This window comes from Pseudomonas sp. D1-36 (assembly GCF_051132205.1).
GTDB lineage: Bacteria > Pseudomonadota > Gammaproteobacteria > Pseudomonadales > Pseudomonadaceae > Aquipseudomonas.
Window position 1 is genome coordinate 2,497,805 of sequence record NZ_CP071674.1, and the last position, 18,827, is coordinate 2,516,631.

General features: G+C 61.5%; 15 protein-coding genes. 9 read left to right on the forward strand and 6 right to left on the reverse strand.

Translation table 11 applies throughout. The features are described from left to right. Positions 1 to 12: 12 nt before the first annotated feature. Complete coding sequence (locus J3P76_RS11310) at positions 13 to 1,218, reverse strand: citrate synthase (protein WP_434701951.1); 1,206 nt, start codon at positions 1,216 to 1,218, stop codon at positions 13 to 15. Between the two features lie 259 nt (positions 1,219 to 1,477). On the opposite strand from J3P76_RS11310, the gene J3P76_RS11315 reads away from it, so the two are divergent. The 8 genes from J3P76_RS11315 (at position 1,478) to J3P76_RS11350 (ending at position 11,503) form a co-directional block, all read left to right on the forward strand. Further along, positions 1,478 to 2,767 carry a CitMHS family transporter gene (locus tag J3P76_RS11315; RefSeq protein WP_420763683.1) on the forward strand — a complete coding sequence of 430 codons (1,290 nt, stop codon included), beginning with the start codon at positions 1,478 to 1,480 and terminating at the stop codon, positions 2,765 to 2,767. 83 nt (positions 2,768 to 2,850) lie between these two features. Beyond that, the gene (locus J3P76_RS11320; protein WP_434701952.1) at positions 2,851 to 4,248 is read left to right on the forward strand and encodes an OprD family outer membrane porin; all 1,398 of its coding nucleotides are present in this window, start codon (positions 2,851 to 2,853) and stop codon (positions 4,246 to 4,248) included. Between the two features lie 30 nt (positions 4,249 to 4,278). Then, complete coding sequence (locus J3P76_RS11325) at positions 4,279 to 5,307, forward strand: phosphoglycerate dehydrogenase (protein ID WP_434701953.1); 1,029 nt, start codon at positions 4,279 to 4,281, stop codon at positions 5,305 to 5,307. Further along, positions 5,304 to 6,287 carry an alpha/beta hydrolase fold domain-containing protein gene (locus J3P76_RS11330; protein WP_434701954.1) on the forward strand — a complete coding sequence of 328 codons (984 nt, stop codon included), beginning with the start codon at positions 5,304 to 5,306 and terminating at the stop codon, positions 6,285 to 6,287. The genes J3P76_RS11325 and J3P76_RS11330 overlap by 4 nt, the downstream gene beginning before the upstream one ends. Further along, positions 6,284 to 7,537, forward strand: a complete 1,254-nt coding sequence (locus J3P76_RS11335) for a lipase family protein (RefSeq protein ID WP_434701955.1) — start codon at positions 6,284 to 6,286, stop codon at positions 7,535 to 7,537. The genes J3P76_RS11330 and J3P76_RS11335 overlap by 4 nt, the downstream gene beginning before the upstream one ends. A 178-nt stretch (positions 7,538 to 7,715) precedes the next feature. Continuing rightward, a complete protein-coding gene (gene treS, locus J3P76_RS11340; RefSeq protein ID WP_434647797.1) occupies positions 7,716 to 9,782 on the forward strand; it encodes a maltose alpha-D-glucosyltransferase in 2,067 nt (688 codons plus the stop codon). Between the two features lie 120 nt (positions 9,783 to 9,902). Further along, complete coding sequence (locus tag J3P76_RS11345; RefSeq protein WP_434701956.1) at positions 9,903 to 10,598, forward strand: hypothetical protein; 696 nt, start codon at positions 9,903 to 9,905, stop codon at positions 10,596 to 10,598. Beyond that, the gene (locus J3P76_RS11350; protein ID WP_434627443.1) at positions 10,595 to 11,503 is read left to right on the forward strand and encodes a hypothetical protein; all 909 of its coding nucleotides are present in this window, start codon (positions 10,595 to 10,597) and stop codon (positions 11,501 to 11,503) included. Before J3P76_RS11345 ends, J3P76_RS11350 begins: the two co-directional genes overlap by 4 nt. A gap of 23 nt (positions 11,504 to 11,526) precedes the next feature. Here J3P76_RS11350 and J3P76_RS11355 read toward each other — a convergent pair whose 3' ends face one another. The 4 genes from J3P76_RS11355 to J3P76_RS11370 form a co-directional block, all read right to left on the reverse strand. Continuing rightward, entirely contained in the window at positions 11,527 to 12,057 is a 531-nt protein-coding gene (locus J3P76_RS11355; RefSeq protein WP_434647789.1) for a cupin domain-containing protein, read from the reverse strand. Positions 12,058 to 12,140: 83 nt separating this feature from the next. Further along, on the reverse strand, positions 12,141 to 12,875 hold the full coding sequence (locus J3P76_RS11360; protein WP_434647786.1) for a substrate-binding periplasmic protein: 735 nt from the start codon (positions 12,873 to 12,875) through the stop codon (positions 12,141 to 12,143). 23 nt (positions 12,876 to 12,898) lie between these two features. Next, positions 12,899 to 14,242 (reverse strand): GGDEF domain-containing protein, encoded by a 1,344-nt coding sequence (locus tag J3P76_RS11365; RefSeq protein WP_434676572.1) that lies wholly within the window; start codon positions 14,240 to 14,242, stop codon positions 12,899 to 12,901. 1 nt (position 14,243) lies between these two features. Next, on the reverse strand, positions 14,244 to 15,014 hold the full coding sequence (locus tag J3P76_RS11370) for a substrate-binding periplasmic protein (RefSeq protein ID WP_434701957.1): 771 nt from the start codon (positions 15,012 to 15,014) through the stop codon (positions 14,244 to 14,246). A 229-nt stretch (positions 15,015 to 15,243) separates the two neighbouring features. Between J3P76_RS11370 and J3P76_RS11375 the strand changes: the two genes are divergently transcribed. Next, positions 15,244 to 16,980: an OPT family oligopeptide transporter gene (locus J3P76_RS11375; protein WP_434606085.1), complete on the forward strand. Its 1,737-nt coding sequence runs from the start codon at positions 15,244 to 15,246 to the stop codon at positions 16,978 to 16,980. 58 nt (positions 16,981 to 17,038) lie between these two features. Here the strand turns inward: J3P76_RS11375 and J3P76_RS11380 are convergent, their stop codons facing one another. Beyond that, positions 17,039 to 18,823 carry an IlvD/Edd family dehydratase gene (locus J3P76_RS11380; RefSeq protein ID WP_434559209.1) on the reverse strand — a complete coding sequence of 595 codons (1,785 nt, stop codon included), beginning with the start codon at positions 18,821 to 18,823 and terminating at the stop codon, positions 17,039 to 17,041. Positions 18,824 to 18,827 lie beyond the last annotated feature (4 nt).

Here is an 18,827-nt window from a genome sequence, read left to right on the forward strand (position 1 = left end):
CGAATGCCCCAATCAGCGGCGTCCGGTATCGGTCGCCGTTGGCAGCGTCCCGGTGTAGCGAGCGCGAGGGCGGCCCTCGTGGTGTTGGTTGTATTGCTCGCTGGCGTGGGCGATCCAGCCGATGGATCGACCTACGCCTCCCAATGAAATTTCCTGCCCGCGCAATCCCAGTTTCCTGCCGATGAAGCTCACCATGAGAATGAATTCCGGTGGGTACGCCACGAGCTCCGAGGCCACCGAGAAGGCTTTTTGCAGCTTGATGAACTCACTGTCGCCATCAAAGGCAGCCGTGAGCGCCGCCAAAAGATTGCTGGCACGCGGGTCGTTGATCGAGTGGACATTGGGACCGAACCCGACAATGTGTCCGTCCTGGTTGTAGCGCTGCAAGATCGGTCGCGTAGGGTCCACGGCGGTACAAATCTCTTCGATCATCCGACTGGCGGCTTCATTCCTGCCATAGGCGATTTTATGGCCCCGTGCGGCGGCGAGTGCAGCGATGACCGCGTAGTACGGAGTGGCGCCGGTGGTGGCGGCGACGCGGACGCTGTGGGTGGTGTGATCCAGCTCATGGTCGATACTGAGGATCAACAGGCGCCGGATCAGATCGGCGTGGGCCGGCGGGGCGCCGCACGACTGGGTGATGAACTCATGCAGGGGTTGCGTACTCGGTTCGGTCGTCCCCACGACCAACGCGGCAAACCACCTCACGACATCGGCGCCTGTACGGGCGTAGCTGTCCGGGGAAAGGTCGAACGCTTTGGGATTCTCTCGCTGAACCAAGGGGAAAAGCGCGATGGCTTTTTCCTGGGCAGACATGTGCTCGTAAATCTGCAACAGCTTGGCGCTGTCCTTCGGGGTGCGAGGCAGCGAATCGCCGAACGCCGAAGGCACCTGCCAGATCAACTCGGCCACCTCTTCGACGGTGGCCCGGTCCGCGAGCTCGACGACGTCATGGCCACGATAAAACAGCCCATCGTCGGTGATCAGCGTAATCGCACTGTCCGAGGGCGATGAGCGCTTCGCCACGGGTTTCTCCGCCGCCGGCACTTTCACCAGCCGCTGAATATCCTCTGCCCAATAGCGACGCTTGGGCGTCCCGGCGATTTTGATGGAGCGGATATTCTTGCGACTGACGTAGGCGTACAACGTCGGCAGGCTGATCCGGAGCAGGGCGGCTGCCTCGTCTGCCGAGAGGTAAAGGCCTTCTTGTTCTGGCATGACGGGCCCACTCGGGTGATTGGAAGTCGTACATGTTTATTAGATATGCAGTCAGGTCGTCAATGTGTATTGGCGGATAAATTTCAACACGTGTTTTTTAGACGAATGATGGCGGGATAGGCCCGATTAAGCCGGGATGTTGACGAAAAAAATCAAGATTTACAGCGTTTCAGCCCCTATGTAGATTTCGGCTGCGCAAGAGTTGTTCACATTGATTTTTTGATGCATCGATAACAATAAAAACGAAAAGGTGAAACGCATGGCTTGGTTAGGTTTCGCAATGGTCGTCACGTTTATGGCCTTGATCATAAGCAAACGACTTTCTGCTGTGACGGCACTCATCCTTATTCCGGTTGCCTTCGGGCTGGCCAGTGGGGCAGGACCGGAACTGGGCGCGATGGTGATGAACGGCGTCAAGCAAGTTGCGCCCACCGCGTTGATGCTGATGTTTGCAATCCTGTATTTCGCGATCATGTTCGACGCCGGGCTCTTCGAACCCGCCGTGAGGAAAATCCTGCGCCATGTAGGAAATGATCCTCTTAAAGTCGTACTGGGCACTGCATTGCTGGCCACCGTCATCTCCTTCGACGGCGATGGCGCAACGACTGTGCTGATCGTCACGACGGCGTTCCTGCCGCTTTACCTGCGGCTGGGGATGAACCCGCTGATCCTGGCATTGATGCTTTTGCTGACGAATACCGTGGTCAATCTCATCCCTTGGGGAGGACCGATCGCCCGCGCCGCCAGCGCCCTTCACCTTGATGTGGCAGAAATGTTCCTGGGGCTGGTGCCGGCGATGCTGGTGGGGCTTGCCTATGCGTTTGCCGTGGCGTTCTGGATAGGCCGCAAGGAGCGGCGCCGCTTGGGATGGACGCCCGGCACCCAGGACGCCGCACCGCAGGAGGTCGCTTTGCCGACCGTACACGCCGAAACCCATCGGCCGAAACTCTTCTGGGTCAACCTGGTGCTTACCGCGGGGCTCATGTACTCCATGGCCACAGGGCTGGCACCCTTGCCGTTGCTGATGATGGTGGGTTTTTCCCTGGCGCTGCTGATCAACTATCCACGCTTGGCGGAGCAGAAGGCTAGAGTCGCGGCTCACTCGGAAAGTGTGCTGATGGTCATCGCGCTGATATTTGCCTCAGGTGCGTTCACCGGCATCTTGTCCGGCACCGGGATGGTTGATGCCATGTCAGGGAAGATCGTCCAGCTGATTCCCGACGGCGGTGGCCAATACTTCAGCATCATTACTGCGCTGGTGGCCTTGCCGCTCAATTTCCTGCTGTCCAATGACGCGTTTTTCTTCGGCATCTTACCGGTGCTGGGGGCCGCGGCTGCCGAATATGGCATCGACCCGATGCATATCGCTCGCGCGTCGGTGCTGGGGCAGCCGGTGCATGCATTGAGCCCATTGGTTGCAGCGGTCTATCTCATCAGTGGAATCATCAAGCGCGACATGGGCGACATGCAACGCTATTGCCTGCTCTGGGCGATCGGCAGCAGCGTTGTCCTGATTGTAACGGCAGTTATTACCCGGGCGATTTATTAATTAATTAGTTCGCTGCGCCGAAGTTCAAAGGACGCCAGTTCGCGTCTGCTCACGTCAAAATAAAAATAATAGAGAGGTGGTCGATGAAATCGATTAACGCCGTCGCTATGACGTTCCTGTCGACATTGTTAATGTCTGAAGTTTGCCTTTCGGCAACCATCAGTGATCCTGACAGGTTCCAGCATGAAGGGAAGTTGAATGCTTATCTTCGTTCGGTCTATATCAATACGCGTATCGCCAACGATTTGATCGAAGATCGCTTTGGCGGTTTTCCGGACGGTGCCGAGCTGGGTGGCACAGGCGTCGGTGCGATCCTGGATTACAACTCCAGTTATTGGGCCGGGGTTGTAGGGATTGATGCCTCTTTGTATGGCGTGGCAATGATCGATTCAAAAGACAATGGCCGGGACCTGTTCGATGATACTGACGGCACCAACGGGGGCTTTGCCAAAGTTGGACAGAGTTATTTCAAGTTGCGTTACGAGGGCAACGGCTGGAATGCCGATTCCCAAGTAGGTCGGGGGCGGTTCGACGCCGGAACGTTGGTCACGCTGGACACTCGGATCGTGCCCGGCTCCTACCAGGGAGGCCGCGCCCATTTGAACTTCACCGAGATGGGAATCGGTCCGCTTCCTGGCACGTTGGGGTTCGAAACCGCCTATATCAACCGCACCTCGCCTCGGGACAGGGAAGACTTCGAGCACCTGCTGAGCCAGACGGGCGAGGAAATCAAGGATCTGTATACCTACGGCATCAATTACGACTTGAAAGCTGTCGAGCTGGGTTACGCCCACGGGGTGGCGCGGGACTTCAATGAAAACACCCGTTATGGGCTGACATTAAAAGCGCCGCTGGGCGACAAAGCCGGTGTGGTATTGGACACCCAATATTATGAGTTCCAGAAAGCCGGGCGAATCTGGGAGCGTGACTGGGAGGCGGGTGAGGCGGCTTACGATGATGACGCGACATGGTTGAATATCAACCTGGGTTTATTGCTCGATAAACTTCGCCTGGGTCTTTCTTTTTCCGAGACCCAGGCAAAGTTGAGCAACGGGCAACTGGGTTATGCCTACTTCGACCACGGCGATAATGTTGACGGCCGGATGGATGCCTGGACACGCTCCGGCAATGATTTCAATAACGACGGTGAGCGAACCTGGCAGATTGGCGCCGAATACGACTTGGGCGGGCATTCTTTATTGGGCGCTTCGCTGGATGGTTTCAAGGTCATGACTATTTATAAACAAGGTGAGTTTGATGCGACCGACCCGTTCAGCGGTCGACGCACCGACGTGACCGAGCGACAAAATGAATATCGCCTCTACTATCGCTTTGACGAAAAAGAATACGCAGGACTTTCCGTGGGCCTGATTTATATCAACTACCGGATTAATCAGGACTTCGTCGCACTGGTTTCCGCTCAACCCGATAACGTGGTGAGCGGTTCGGAAGCGCGGGTCTATCTGGACTACGCATTTTAGAAGTTCAACCGCTCTATCGAGAGGCTCGAGATGTCTACACTTCGTCATAAAATAGTGGTCACGCAGCGATTCTTCGATGCCATGGCGACCGACTTCCTGAAGAGCCGCGGCTGTGATGTAGTCGTCGCCGACCTGGCGCCCGGGCAAGCGGACGGCGACCTGAGTGAACAGCAACTGACCGACATCTTGAAGGACGCTGATGGCTGGATCGTCGGGCACGCGACTATCACGTCCAGCCTGTTGGGCTCGCTCCCGCGCTTGCAGGTCATCGCCCGTCGCGGTGTGGGTTACGAACGGGTTGATACGGCGGCGGTGGAAGCGGCGGGGAAGGTCGCGACCATAGCGATCGGCGGCAACGACGCAAGCGTCGCCGACCACACCGTGGCATTGATGCTCGCTGTGTGCCGCCAACTCAAACGCTGCCAATCGGGATTGTCCGCAGGGGATTGGTCGATCCCCCTGGGCGGCGATTTGTACCGCAAGACGGTGGGCGTCGTCGGGATGGGGCGGATCGGCCGGGGCGTTCTGCAGCGCTTGTCCGGGTTTGAAGTTACACCGTTGATTTTTACCCCTGATCCTCACAAAACACAGCTCGACGGTATCGCCCACGGTAAATTCGTTGGTCTGGAAACGCTGCTCGAGGAAAGCGATTTCGTCACCCTTCATGCGCCTCTCAATCCTCAAACCCAAGGGTTGATCGACGAGCACGCATTGAGACTGATGAAGGGGTCCTCGGTGTTGATCAACACCGCGAGGGGCGGGTTGGTGCGCGATGCGGATCTGCTCTGCGCGCTGCGGGAGAACCGGTTGGCAGGGGCGGGGCTCGATGTCTTCGAAAGCGAGTCTGACCCCACGCTTTTACCTGTGACCGAACGATTGATCCAACTGCCGAACGTGGTCGTGACGCCCCACGTCGGGGCCTCCACGGTCGAGGGGCTCAATCGCACCAACCTGGTTGCCGCCCAGTGCGCGGTGGCCGTCCTGCAAGGGCGCAGTCCGCCCAGCCATTGCGTTATCGCGGACGGACGACGACCCGCCGGCACGCAGGTGTGGCCATGAGTCGTAGCGAAAACCCGTCGCCGGACTCACGCCCGCCGGTTCATCCCGACTTGCTCGCGGTGGCGACGTCGCTGCGCCAACAGGGCCTGCTTCCGATTGTCCAGGGCGATGTGCAGAGCGTCCGGGGCCAGTTGGAGCGGATCGATGCGTGGGCGGCGCACCGCAGCGTGCCCCTGAGCTACGAGCGCACGCTGGGCTTTTGCGTCAACGGCCGAACGGTTCCCTGCAAGCTTTATTGGCCGGAGGGCGATGAGACGCCTTGCTTGATGTTCTACTGCCATGGCGGCGGATTTCGCCATGGTTCGCTGGCCGGCTGGGACGCGCCGCTGCGTCAGTTGGTTCGCAACAGTGGCCTGGCGGTGCTCTCCATCGACTACGCGTTGTCGCCGGAGCATCGCTTTCCCGTGGCGTTCAACGAGGTGGTAGCGATCGTCAGCCGTGTCATCAAGCTCGGGGCAATCACCGACTGCCCGGTGCGCGGCTATGCCCTGGGCGGCGATTCGGCGGGCGCGAACCTGGCCCTGGGCGCGGCCATTGCGTTGCGTGACGCGGGGATCGATGCGCTGCGCCAGTTGTTGCTGTTCTACGGCAGCTACTCGCGGGACATGACCTCCAACTCGTGGCAACGGTTGGGCGGATACGCAGGGCAGAATCTGTCGGTCGAAACCATGAGCGCCTATTGGGCCAGCTATCTGGCCAATGATGAGGACGACTGGCGGGTACAGCCAATCACGGCTGACCTGACGGACCTGCCGCCGACGCGATTGGTCATTGGCGAGCTGGACCCACTGCTGGACGAAAACCGAGGGTTGGCGCAGCGCTTGAAGGACGCAGGTGTGGTGACGAGCCTGCAAGTCCTGGCGAACATGACCCACGGTTTTATCCGTTTCAACGAAGTGGCGCCCATCGCGCGCAACGTACTCGCTGCTCAGGGCAACGCGTTGCGCAAGGCGCTTTCCAATCAGGCGAACCTCCCATGAATGTTTTCCGAATCGCCGCCTTTGCATGGGCCTGCGTCGCGGCATCCGTTGGCATGGCCGCCGGTACGCTGCCTGTCGGGCCCGTTGCCGGGGATGTGCAGTTGTCGGCGTTTTATCGCTGGCCTGAGGCAATGCCCGAATCGCCGGGTACGCTGCTGCGAAACGAGCGCATGCCAGTGCAGGCACTAATGCCTGCCGCCGCGCAGGCGATACGCCTGCTCTACAGTTCGGTTGACGAACGCTGGCATTCCGGCCTCGTTCCGGTCAGCGGCGCGTTATACCTGCCTGCGGGCAATCCCCCCGCCGAAGGCTGGCCGCTGCTGGCCTGGGCCCACGGTACGCTGGGGATCGCCGATGCGTGCGCGCCCTCCTGGACCGGGCTGCGCGACCGTGACGCGGCGTACATCAATCGTTGGCTGGCGCGAGGGTTCGCGGTGGTCGTGACTGACTACCAAGGACTGGGCGGGCTGGGGCCGCATCCCTATACATTCTGGCAAGCCGAGGGACGTTCCGTTCTCGACTCGATTCGCGCTGCCCGCGCCATCAGACCAGGGCTGATCGCCCCTCGCACGTTCCTCGCCGGGCAATCCCAGGGCGGCGGGGCGGCGTTGGGCGCGGCGATACTTGCAACAACCTACGCACCCGAACTGCCTATCCTGGGGGCGATACTCACGGCGCCGAACAGCACGTTTCCCCAAGGCCCCATTGCGCTGCCGCCACGCCAATCCAACACCGTGTTCCTGGTCCTGGCGTCCGGTGGCCTGCGCGAAGACGGACCGCCAATCGAAACCATCCTGACCGCCAAGGGCCTCCAATTGCTGGACGTCGCCCGGCAGGGCTGTACCCGTGACATTGCGCTCAAATCCAAGGCGTTGCGGATCGGTTCGTTTGCAGAGCTGTTGACAATCACCCCCGAGGCATTGAACGCAGCGCGCATCCCGTCCACCGACATGCCGCAGGCTTCGATTGCGTTTGCGTTGTTCATCGCCACCGGCCAGGCAGATCAGACGATCACGCCAGAGCGGCAGTACGCGGTCGCGGCGGCGTTGTGCGCCGCCGGCAACCCCGTCACTTGGCGCACCTATGAAGGCCTGGGGCATGACGGGGTGTTGCACGGTTCGCTGGAAGATGCCTTCGCATTCGTCAGGGCCCGACTCGATGGGCAGGGCGATGGTTCGAATTGCGCCACCTTGCAAAGACCTGGTCCGCCGGGGGAGAGAGACGAAGGAGCGCTGTTCAACGACGACTGAGTGCTGAGTACACCTATGTGGCAAGGGAAGTTGCTCCCTCTCCACGGTTTTGGCGGGTTTGCCATCTCGCGAACCGTCCCAATGCAACGATTGCCAGGCCATGGCCTCATATGAGTCATAAGCGGCGCCTTGGATACCAGGCGCCGGGCCGATTTCCTTATGACGGGTGATTGTTTTCATGACGATGGCTGAGAAAAACCATGTCGACTGGCTGGTGGAGCAATCGATGCTCAAGGCGGCAAGGCAGCGGGCCAAGCTTTACTCGGGACAAGGGCGCCTGTGGCAACAGCCCTTCGCACACACCCGGCCCCGTGACGCCTGCGCGCTATCCTCCGTTTGGTTCACCGCGTACCCGGCCTCCATCGTCACCCGGGAAGATGGCACGGTGCTCGAAGCGCTGGGGGATGAAACCTTGTGGCATGCGCTGTCGAAGATCGGCATCCAGGGCATCCACAACGGCCCCTTGAAAAGGTCCGGAGGCCTGCACGGCACTGAATTTACGCCGACGATCGACGGCAACTTCGACCGCATCAGCTTCGACATCGACCCGGAACTGGGCACCGAGGCCCAGTTGCAGGCATTGACACGCATGGCCGCTGCCCACAATGCCGTGGTCATCGACGACGTCATCCCGTCCCACACCGGCAAGGGCGCGGATTTCCGCCTGGCGGAGATGGCCTACGACGACTATCCAGGCCTCTACCACATGGTGGAGATCCGCGAGGAAGACTGGCCGCTGTTGCCTGAAGTCGAGGAGGGGCGCGACGCGCAGAATCTCACCGCGCAGCAGGTGGACGCCCTGCGCGACAAGCACTACATCGTCGGCCAGTTGCAGCGGGTGATCTTCTTCGAACCCGGCGTCAAGGAAACCGACTGGAGCGCAACCCCCGTCGTCATGGGTGTGGATGGCAAGCCGCGGCGTTGGGTCTACCTGCATTACTTCAAGGAAGGGCAGCCGTCGCTGAACTGGCTTGATCCAAGCTTTGCCGCGCAACAGATGATCATTGGCGATGCGCTGCACGCCATCGATTGCATGGGGGCGAAGATCCTGCGCCTGGACGCCAACGGTTTCCTGGGCGTCGAGCGCAAGCTCGATGGCACTGCATGGTCCGAGAGCCACCCGCTGTCGATCACCGGTAACCAGCTGCTCGGCGGTGCGATTCGCAAGGCAGGGGGTTTCAGTTTCCAGGAATTGAACCTGACGTTGGATGACATCGCCGCCATGTCCCACGGCGGGGCGGACCTGTCCTATGACTTCATCACGCGACCGGCCTACCAGCATGCCTTGCTGATGGGCGATACCGAATTCCTGCGCTTGATGCTGCGCCAGATGCACGCCTTTGGCATCGATCCGGGGTCGCTGATCCACGCGCTGCAAAACCACGACGAATTGACCCTTGAGTTGGTGCACTTCTGGACGCTGCACGCCCATGACACCTACCTCTACCAAGGCCAGACGTTTCCCGGCAACATCTTGCGCGAGCACATTCGCGAGCAGATGTATGAGCGCCTGTCCGGTGAACATGCGCCTTACAACTTGAGGTTCGTGACCAACGGCGTGTCCTGCACCACGGCCAGCATCATCACCGCCGCGCTGGGCATCCGCGACCTCGATGCCATCACCGCCGCCGATATCCAGCAGATTCGCCAGGTGCATCTACTGCTGGTGATGTTCAACGCCATGCAGCCGGGCGTGTTCGCCTTGTCAGGCTGGGATCTGGTGGGGGCATTGCCGTTGCCGGCGGAGCAGGTCGAGCATTTGATGCGCGACGGCGACACGCGCTGGATCCATCGCGGCGCCTACGACCTTGTAGACCTCAACCCGCAAGCGCCGATGTCTGCCGGGCAAATGCCCCGCGCCAGGACGTTGTATGGCAGCCTGCCGAGCCAATTGAAGGATCCGGATTCGTTCGCCTCGCAACTGCGCAGAATCCTGGCCGCGCGCCGGGCCTACGACATCGCCGCGAGTCGCCAGATATTGATTCCGGACGTTGAGCATCCAGGGTTGCTGATCATGGTCCATGAACTGCCGGCCGGCAAAGGCACGCAGATCACCGCGCTGAATTTCGGCTCGACGCCCATCACTGAAACCCTCCATCTGCCAGATATCGCGCCGGGACCGGTGGTGGACATCATCAATGAGCGAGTCGAAGGGGATCTCACGTCGGAAGGCGAGTTCACCATTACCTTGGACGCGTTCGAGGGGCTGGCGTTGCGGGTGGTGAGCAGTTCGCCGATGATCTGAGGCAGTCGAAGTCTTTGATCTGTGAGGAAGATTGGAAAGATAAATATCAATATGCCACTATTGTTATTGCCGCAGCTGCCGATATGAGCAGCATCGATTTTAATCATAGGGACTTGATACATGTCTTTTCGTACGCTTCGCACCCTCGCGACACTGACCGTTCTTGCCTGCCTGACCCTCACCGGTTGCGCCCACGTTCAACCGCCGGTACCGCTGGACCATCAATTCTGGGACGCCAAGGAGCCGACCATTGGCGTGGCGATCAACGTGGTGCCGGAGCCGGTGCTGGCGCTGACCGGCAATCAGGGGTTGCTGGACCTGGCCATCAATAAAGGCGTCAACAGCAAGCTCAGCGATAACGTTGAAAAATGGCAAGTACGCGACCTCAACACCTTGCCGGACGCCATCGTGGCCAAATTGCAGGCCAAGGGTTACAAGGCCAAGCGCATCAACGAGCCGGTGGACCTGACTAAATACAAGGAAGTCAGTTTCCGCGAAGGCTACACCACCCGTGACCTGACGCCGATCAAGGCCACCTACGGTGTCGATCGCCTGCTGCTGGTGAACGTGATGGGAACGGGCGCTACCCGCAGCTATTACAGCATCGTGCCGACCAGCGTCCCGATGGCGCAGGTGGGCGGGCAGGGCATGGTGGTCGATCTGGCCAACAACCGGCTCCTGTGGTTCAAGCCTTTCTCCGTTGTGCAGGCAGCCCAGGGCGAGTGGGACGAACCGAACTACACCAATCTGACCAACGCCTTTTACCAGGCGATGGACACGAGTCGCCAGCAAATGATCACACCGTTCGAGCAATGAAGCGCGGATTGATAGCGCTCGGCTCGGTGGCCTTGCTGATAGTGGCGGGTTGCGCGCAGAAGCCAGCCCCGCCGGCCGGTTTCAAAACGCTGGACGCGGTGTCCTATGTCCAGACCCACGGGGTGAAGGTTGACCTGCAACTGCCCCAGGCGTTTGTCGGCGCCAGTACCGTGGTGGACGCCGAGGCCGCACAGAAGGCTGCTTCGTCGAGTCATAACCTGGTCGCCAGTTCCGGCAACGCTGCTGGGCTTGCCGGTTTGCTGGTTGCCAGCCTGATCAATACCCAGATGGGCAGCGGTAGCTTGCAACGCGATGCCGAACAAACCGCCGCGAAGGAGTCCAGGCCGTTGGCGGACCTGCTTGCCGGCGTGCCGTTGCAGGAGCGCCTGCAACAGCGTTTCCAGCAGGCTTCGCTGGCAGCGGGTCTCAAGCAGGGCGCGGGAGATATCAGTGCCCGCCTGGTGATCGAGCCCAAGCTGATGCTGACGCCTGATCGTGGCAGCTTCGTATTGATCAATCAGGTGCAGGTCCAGGACATCGCCGGTTCGGCGTTGTATCGCATGCGCATTGAAGTCTCCAGCCAGCCGATCCGGCGTTGCGGCAAGCGTTGTGTCGACGACGGCTCGCTGGACCTGGCGCAAGTGACGACGGCGCTCGACGAATGTATCGATGAGTCGATGCGTGTGCTGGCTGCCGACCTGATGTTGCCGGCGCCGCCGGAAGCGGCCCAGGAAACCCTGCGCTATGTGCTTGATGGGCAGCGTGTAGTCGAGCGCGGTTATCAGTTGGCCAACAATGGGAATTACTGGCGCTACCGCAACCTCTACGGCGCGGTGAAATCAGTGCCGGTGCCGTTCGAAGACGCGTTGACTCAGGAGCAGTTGCGCCAGGTATACGGCCGCTGACCGCTCACATGTTCGGCCAGATGTCAGCGTTGGTCCGTCCAAAACCGGCTGACGCCGCCGTTGGCACCCTGCACCGGATCCCGATCCGGAAACGGCAACCCTTCGATGTTTGCCAGTTGCGCCTCGCTCGGCGCTTCGCGGCAGATGTCGGCCTGCTGGCCGGGTGGATACGCGCCGACCACCAGGAAGTCCTCGCTGGAGCCCAGGTTGCAATGCCCGGTGCCGGCGGGGAGAAGCAGCGCATCACCGGCCTTGACGTCGATGACTTGGCCGTTGGGGCCACCGATCATCAAGCGAGCCTTGCCGCTGGCAACACCGAGCACTTCGTGGCCTTCAGTGTGATAGTGGTGAAAGTCGTAGATCCCGTAACGCCATTGCGGTGGCCAGCCGTTGGCGTGGAAAGTCTGCTCCAGGCGGGCGGCCAGATCGTCGGTATGGGTCGCGACCGCATCACGGTAAATGATCACCGGCAGGCGTGGGTTGTTGGGTACCCAATCGTTGCGTTCCAGCAACAAGGTCTGGATTGAATCCGGGAGTGCGTTGAACGTGCTCATCGAAGAACCTTCAAATCTTTGCCTTTATGGGCTAGACGGTGCCTTCGATGGGAGAGTTCAACGTCGCTGACCGGTGCCGCCCGTCAGCGCTTTTCCTTCATGATCCGCTCCACTTCACCCGAAGCCTTGAGCTGTTCGAAAGCGCGTTGTGCCTTGGCGACCGTCTCGTCGGGTGTGCTCAGGCTGAACGCCAGGTAAACCCGATGGGGCTGCTCATCCAGCGCGTAGACCTCCTCCAGCAGATTGAAGTCAATCCGGGCATCCTGGCTCATCAGGCGCGCGGTGTTCTCCGGCATCGGCACCAGCTGGACCTGACGGTTCAACAGTTTCTGGAAGTTATCGTGGTTATTCGCTGAAACGACCAGTCGGCTGAAGCCACGACCTTGCAGATAAACCTGCTTGGCGTCATTTCGTACCACGCCGATGCTGTACTGCTTGGCCTCTTCCAGGGTGCCAATGGCGATGGAGGCCGTGTCGCGCAGCTTGTAGAGCCGGCTGGTGGAGCGATGGATTTCACCGACCCACTTGAACAGCTGTTCACGGGCCGGGGTGCGATCCAGCGGGAAGATCAGCACGTTGGGCTCGCGCAGCGCCATTTCATAGGCCCGCGCCCAGGGGTAGAGGGCCATGTGGAAATCGTCGAGGTCGGCCTGCTTCAAGGTATCGGCGGCGATATGGATACCGGGGCCGACCAATTTCTCGTCGCGCAGATAGGCATACAACGAGTCCTCGGTCACGACCTCGATGGTTTCGGCCTGGCTTTGAAGGCTGTTCAAGGCCAGGAATACCCATGAACAGAGCATCAATGAGTGGCGCATACAGACCTCGGTTTTGGCGATGATTAGAGGGACGCGCAGTTGCGGCCCTGGTGCTTGGCCCGGTACAGCGCCTGGTCGGCGCGTTGCATCAATTGGTCGAAATGATCCATGGCCTCGGGGTCCAGCTCGGCGACGCCGATGCTCAGGGTGACGAATGGGGAGATCGATGAGCCGCTGTGGGGCAGTTGGCGTTCGGCCAGGGCGCCACGCAAGCGTTGGGCCGCCTCCCAGGCCTGCCCTGCGTCGATATTGGGCAGCAGGACGACAAATTCCTCGCCACCGACCCGTGCGGTCAGCTCGCCAGAGCGGCCGAAGACCTCGCGCAGGGTTTCAGCGATCTGTTGCAGGCATTGGTCGCCGTTCATATGGCCATAGGTATCGTTGTAGATCTTGAAGAAATCGACGTCGCACATCAGCACCGCAAGCGGCGTCTTGTGGCGCATGGCGCGGCGAAACTCGACTTCCTTCAGCTCGTCGAAATGGCGACGGTTGGCCAGGCCCGTCAAGGCGTCGTGACGGGACAAGGCTTCGAGGGCCTGGTTGGCGGCCTTGAGCTCAGCGGTGCGCGCCTCGACCAGCTCGACCAGTTGGTCGCGGCTGGCGGCGATCGCCAGCTCGTCCGAACGCTGGCGCTCCAGGTGGGCGTGGAGATTGTCCTGGAGTTCATTGACCTGGGATTCGAGCAAGCTCAACTCGTCCTGGCGATCCACCGAACGCTGCAGCTTGAGGTGGTGCTTGAGTGTTTGTGGCTCGAGCTCGCCCAGGTGCCGGGCGATATGCACCACGTGGACCGTCACCAGGCGGTTGAACATGGTCATGACCAGGCCCGCCAGCAGCATGGATTGGATGATCTGGGTGATGACGATGCTGCGCGCTTCGCCCCACAGGCGCTGCCACAGCAGTTGGTTATCGCCTTCGATGATGAGCTCGCCGACTTTTTCGTGGGCGCCGAGATAAGGCTGCGCGATGAGCTCGCGGTGCAATACCGGTGCTACCCCTTCGTTACCGGTGGTGTAGCGATTGAGCTCGATGATTTCCGGCGACCGGCCGGGCCGCAGGACATTCAGCGCCACGCGTCCGACCGGCGCGGCCTTGGCGACGCTGGCAAGCTGTTTGTCCAGGGAGTCGCGGTCCATCTCCCAGATCGCATGAGCCAAGGTGTCGCGGAAAACCTGGTCGATCAGCCCCAGCTCGGCATTCATGTCCGTCAGGTTGCTTTCCCAGGCCAGCCAGGTGCGCCAGGTGACCATCGCCACTGTGAAAAACAGGCAGAACAGCAGGGTCGCCAGGACCAGGCGCCGACCCAGGGAGCTGAGGGTCTTGGCCTGTGCCCGTTGAGAGGGTGGGGGTGTGAGATGGCTGTCCATCTCATAACCACTTGCGCGCGATGGCATCGTAGACGCCGTTGCGACGTATGGCTTGCAGGCCTGCGCGGAATTTTTCGACGGTCTGCGGCGGCGTGTTGCGGCTGAACGCCATACTCAGGCCGTCGGCACTGCTCAGTTCGGGCAGCGCCAGCGACTTGATCAATACTTTGTCCGGGTCTTCGCCGTTCTGACGGGTCAGGTACAGCGCATTGAGCTCGTTGGAAATCCACAGCTCCACGTGGTCGACCTTGAGCTTGCGGTAATTGTGTTCATATTTGGTGCTGGACTGAAGTTCTTCGCCGATGCGGAAGCCCTTCGAGACGAGAAACTGCTCGCCCACATCCTGATTGACGGTAGCGATCTGGTGCCCATGGGCATCGGCCAGGGAGTCGAGTTTCACCGGCCGCTCGGCCAGTGAATAGATATACCACTGGGTCGGGGCGATGGCGCCGATCCACTGGAACAGCGATTCGCGTGCCGGGGTGCGCACGATGGAATAGATCAACACATTGCTTTCATTGAGCGCCAGTTCATAGGCCCGCGCCCAAGGCATGGGCTGGATCGACGCTTCGACGCCGATCTCCTTGAGCACAGCCTCGACCACTTCGGTGCTCATGCCGGTCACCCGGCCGTCCTGCGTCATGTTGTAGGGCGGCAACTCCTCGGTGACGATGCGCAGTGGCGGCTCAGCCGCGATGGCCAACGCCGATCCACCTGCAACCAGGAGCATCAGGGCGCCACACATCAGTAAGCGGTTAACCAGCGAAGCCATTGATCATCACCCTATGCAGCCAGCAGAGCCTGGCGAGGCCTGAGGGCCTTCGTCATCCAGGTTATCGGCTGGGTGAGGGTGTTGCTTGAGCGCAGCTACGCATCTTCCGGGCGACCGCTCTATCACGCGGACGCCAGGACGCGCCGGTGAACCTTCCGTCAATACAACGCTCACTTGTTAGGTCGTCGCCCCGGGTGAACGCGCTGTTTTCTGCCGATAAGGAATTCGCATGGATCCAACCTCGACCTCCCACGTGCGCCCCGTAGAGCGCGAGTTCAGCCCACGCGCGGTAATCACCGGGATCGTGCTGGGTATTTTGCTGACGCCCTCCAATGTCTATGCAGGATTGAAGATCGGCTGGTCGTTCAACATGTCGATCATCGCCTTGCTGGTTGGCTACGGCATCTGGCAGGGCCTGGCCAAGCGATCGTCCGGCCGGCTGCCCTGGACGCTCCACGAGAGCAACATCAACCAGACCGTGGCGTCGGCCGCGGCATCGATCATTTCCGGCGGGCTGGTGGCGCCGATCCCGGCGTACACCTTGCTGACCGGCCAGCAACTCGACGCGTTGCCCATGGTCGCGTGGGTATTTTCGGTGAGTTTCCTGGGTATCTGGATTGCCTGGTACCTGCGGCCCTCGTTGCTCAACGACAAGGCGCTGAGGTTTCCCGAGGGCATGGCGACCCTGGAGACCTTGTTGCATATCTACAATCACGGCCACGAAGCCGCGACGCGCCTCAAGGTGCTGCTCGGCGCAGCCGTGCTGTCCGGGTTCGCCAAGTGGGTCGATACCTTCGTCTGGGCCATCCCGCGTTGGTCGCCGAGCGCCCAACTGGAGCGGCTGACATTTACCGCGGATCCGTCGCTATTGCTGGTGGGATTTGGCGGCATCATCGGCATCCGTGTCGGCCTGACCCTGTTGCTCGGCGCGCTGTTGGCGTGGGGTGGGTTGGCGCCGTGGCTGTTGGAAAATGGCCTCGTGCACTTGCCGCCCGGCAGCAGCGGCCCGCAATTCGCCGTGCTAGTGGAATGGCTGCTGTGGCCGGGCGTGAGCCTGATGGTTTGCGCGACCCTGGCTTCCCTGGCGATCCGCTTGTGGTCGCTGCACCGCTCAACCAAGGCCAGTGGCGCGGCGTCCTGGGCGGTGCCCAAGGCCGGGCCCGCCGTTGGATTTCTGCTGGCAATCGTCTTGGTGGTCAGCTTGCAAGCCATGTTGTTCGGCATCAATCCCTGGATGGCGTTGCTGACGATTCCCTTGGCCATTTGCCTGGCGGCGGTGGCAGCCCGGGTGGTCGGCGCCACCGGAATTCCGCCCATTGGCGCCATTGGGCAACTGTCCCAGCTGAGCTTCGGCATCGTTGCACCGGGGCAGGTGCCGATCAACTTGATGAGCGCCAACACCGCCGGCGGTTCGGCGGGGCAATGCACGGACCTGATGAATGATTTCAAGGTCGGCCGGGCGATCGGCGCGACGCCGCGCAAGCAACTGCTGGCCCAGACGCTGGGGATTTTCATCGGCAGCATCGTCGGCGTGCTCGCTTACCTGGCGTTGATCCCCGACCCGCAAACCATGCTGCTCACCGAAGAATGGCCGGCCCCGGCCGTCGCCACCTGGAAGGCCGTGGCGCAAACCCTGACCCATGGCTTGGACTCGTTGTCGGTGAGCATCCGCTGGGCGATCTTCATCGGCGGCGCCGTCGGTTTGCTGCTGGGCATCCTCGACAGCCTGCTGCCGGCCCATCGCGCCCGCTACCTGCCCAGCACGGCTGCCCTGGGCCTGGCGTTTGTCCTGCCGGCCTCGGTGTCGTTGATGATGGCCCTTGGCGCCGTGCTGACCTGGCTGGTGAGCTGCCGCTGGCCGAGCCTCACCGAACGCTTCGCCATCACGGCGGCGGCGGGGTTGATTGCCGGGGAGAGCATTACCGGGGTGGGGGCTTCGTTGTGGGAGATGCTCGGTAATCTGTGAGCCCCCCATGGCGAGGGAGCAAGCTCGCTCGCCACTGGAAGCGGTGGGTGGCGCCGAGTCAGTGTGAATGTCGAGGCTCACCACTGCGGGCGATCACCCTCAGGTGCAACGTGGCCGGCTCCAGGCAACCTCCCGTGGAAAGCTGGCCGACCAGTTGCCGGTACAGTTCCTGCCAAGGCGTTTGCGACGGCGGGAAGTTCGGCGTCCAGGCGCGGCGGCGCCGCTCCATCTCGGCGTCGTCCACCAGCAGGTTCACGGTGCGGGTGTTCAGGTCGACTTTCAGCCGGTCATTGGTCTGTAGCAGCGCCAGGCCGCCGCCAACGGCCGCTTCCGGGGACATGTTGAGGATCGACGGGCTCGCCGAGGTGCCGCTCTGGCGACCATCGCCCAGGCACGGCAGGGAGTCAATGCCGCGCTTGATCAGCGCGGCGGGCGGAGCCATGTTCACCACCTCGGCGCTGCCGGGATAGCCCACGGTGCCAGCGCCGCGGATGACCAGGATGCAGCGCTCGTCGATGTCCAGCGCCGGGTCGTCGATGCGTGCGTGGTAGTCCTCCGGCCCCTCAAATACGATGGCCCGCGCTTCGAAGCTGTTCTCGGCGCCGGGTTCGGACAGGTAAGTCTTGCGGAACGCTTCGCCCACCACCGACATCTTCATGATCGCGCTGTCGAAAAAGTTTCCGCTGAGTACGATGAAACCGGCGCGGTGCTTGAGTGGGGTGTCGAAGGGGTGGATGACGTCGGCGTCGCAGGTCAGGCTGCCGCTGACGATCTCGCCGATGGTCTTGCCGCTGACCGTGGCGCAGTTCTCATGCAGGCGGCCGGCCTTTTGCAATTCGTGCATGACTGCCGGCACGCCGCCCGCGCGGTGGAAGCCTTCGCCCAGGTATTTGCCAGCGGGCATGCAGTTGACCAACAGCGGCACGTCCTCGCCGATTTTTTGCCAGTCGTCCAGGCTCAACTCGACGCCCATGTGCCGGGCGATGGCGATCAGGTGCGGCGGGCAGTTGCTCGATGCGCCGAGTGCCGAGGCGACGGCGATGGCGTTTTCGAAGGCTTCACGCGTCATGATCTGGGAAGGGCGCACGTCCTGGCGCACCAGTTCGCAGATGCGCTTGCCAGTGGCGTAGGCCATCTGCCCGCGCTCGCGGTACGGCGCCGGAATGCTTGCGCAACCGGGTAACGACATGCCCAGGGCTTCGGCCAGCGCGTTCATCGACAGGGCGGTGCCCATGGTGTTGCAGTGGCCCACGGAGGGCGAGGCCGCCGTGGTCATTTCCATGAAACCTTCGTAGTTGATCTCGCCAGCGGCCATCAGGTTGCGAGCGTGCCACAGCACTGTGCCGGAGCCGATCAGCTCGCCCTTGTGACGACCGTCGAGCATCGGCCCGCCGGACAGCACGATGGACGGCAGGTCGGTGGTGGCTGCCGCCATCAGGCAGGCGGGGGTGGTCTTGTCGCAACCGGTGGTGAGCACAACGCCGTCCAGGGGATAGCCGTGGAGGATTTCCACCAGGCCCAGATACGCCAGGTTTCGGTCCAGGGCCGCCGTTGGGCGACGCGACTGTTCGGCGATGGGGTGCACCGGGAATTCCATCGGAATGCCACCGGCGTCGCGGATCCCGGCCTTGACCCGTTGCGCCAGTTCCAAGTGATGGCGGTTGCAGGGTGTCAGGTCGCTGCCGGTCTGGGCGATGCCAATGATCGGCCGGCCCGATTGCAACTCTTCGCGGGTCATCCCGTAGTTCATGTAGCGTTCGACATACAGCGCGGTCATGTCCGCGTGGGCCGGGTCGTTGAACCATTGCTCGCTGCGCAGGCGGCGTTTTGGCGTGTCACTCATGATT

Excerpts from the sequence above, each read along its gene's own strand:
- J3P76_RS11320 (WP_434701952.1), top strand. The coding sequence starts at position 2,851 with ATGAAATCGATTAACGCCGTCGCTATGACGTTCCTGTCGACATTGTTA.
- J3P76_RS11365 (WP_434676572.1), bottom strand. The coding sequence starts at position 14,242 with ATGGACAGCCATCTCACACCCCCACCCTCTCAACGGGCACAGGCCAAG.
- J3P76_RS11380 (WP_434559209.1), bottom strand. The coding sequence starts at position 18,823 with ATGAGTGACACGCCAAAACGCCGCCTGCGCAGCGAGCAATGGTTCAAC.
- J3P76_RS11335 (WP_434701955.1), top strand. The coding sequence starts at position 6,284 with ATGAATGTTTTCCGAATCGCCGCCTTTGCATGGGCCTGCGTCGCGGCA.
- J3P76_RS11360 (WP_434647786.1), bottom strand. The coding sequence starts at position 12,875 with ATGCGCCACTCATTGATGCTCTGTTCATGGGTATTCCTGGCCTTGAAC.
- J3P76_RS11370 (WP_434701957.1), bottom strand. The coding sequence starts at position 15,014 with ATGGCTTCGCTGGTTAACCGCTTACTGATGTGTGGCGCCCTGATGCTC.
- J3P76_RS11345 (WP_434701956.1), top strand. The coding sequence starts at position 9,903 with ATGTCTTTTCGTACGCTTCGCACCCTCGCGACACTGACCGTTCTTGCC.
- J3P76_RS11375 (WP_434606085.1), top strand. The coding sequence starts at position 15,244 with ATGGATCCAACCTCGACCTCCCACGTGCGCCCCGTAGAGCGCGAGTTC.
- J3P76_RS11315 (WP_420763683.1), top strand. The coding sequence starts at position 1,478 with ATGGCTTGGTTAGGTTTCGCAATGGTCGTCACGTTTATGGCCTTGATC.
- J3P76_RS11355 (WP_434647789.1), bottom strand. The coding sequence starts at position 12,057 with ATGAGCACGTTCAACGCACTCCCGGATTCAATCCAGACCTTGTTGCTG.
- J3P76_RS11310 (WP_434701951.1), bottom strand. The coding sequence starts at position 1,218 with ATGCCAGAACAAGAAGGCCTTTACCTCTCGGCAGACGAGGCAGCCGCC.
- treS (WP_434647797.1), top strand. The coding sequence starts at position 7,716 with ATGACGATGGCTGAGAAAAACCATGTCGACTGGCTGGTGGAGCAATCG.
- J3P76_RS11330 (WP_434701954.1), top strand. The coding sequence starts at position 5,304 with ATGAGTCGTAGCGAAAACCCGTCGCCGGACTCACGCCCGCCGGTTCAT.
- J3P76_RS11350 (WP_434627443.1), top strand. The coding sequence starts at position 10,595 with ATGAAGCGCGGATTGATAGCGCTCGGCTCGGTGGCCTTGCTGATAGTG.
- J3P76_RS11325 (WP_434701953.1), top strand. The coding sequence starts at position 4,279 with ATGTCTACACTTCGTCATAAAATAGTGGTCACGCAGCGATTCTTCGAT.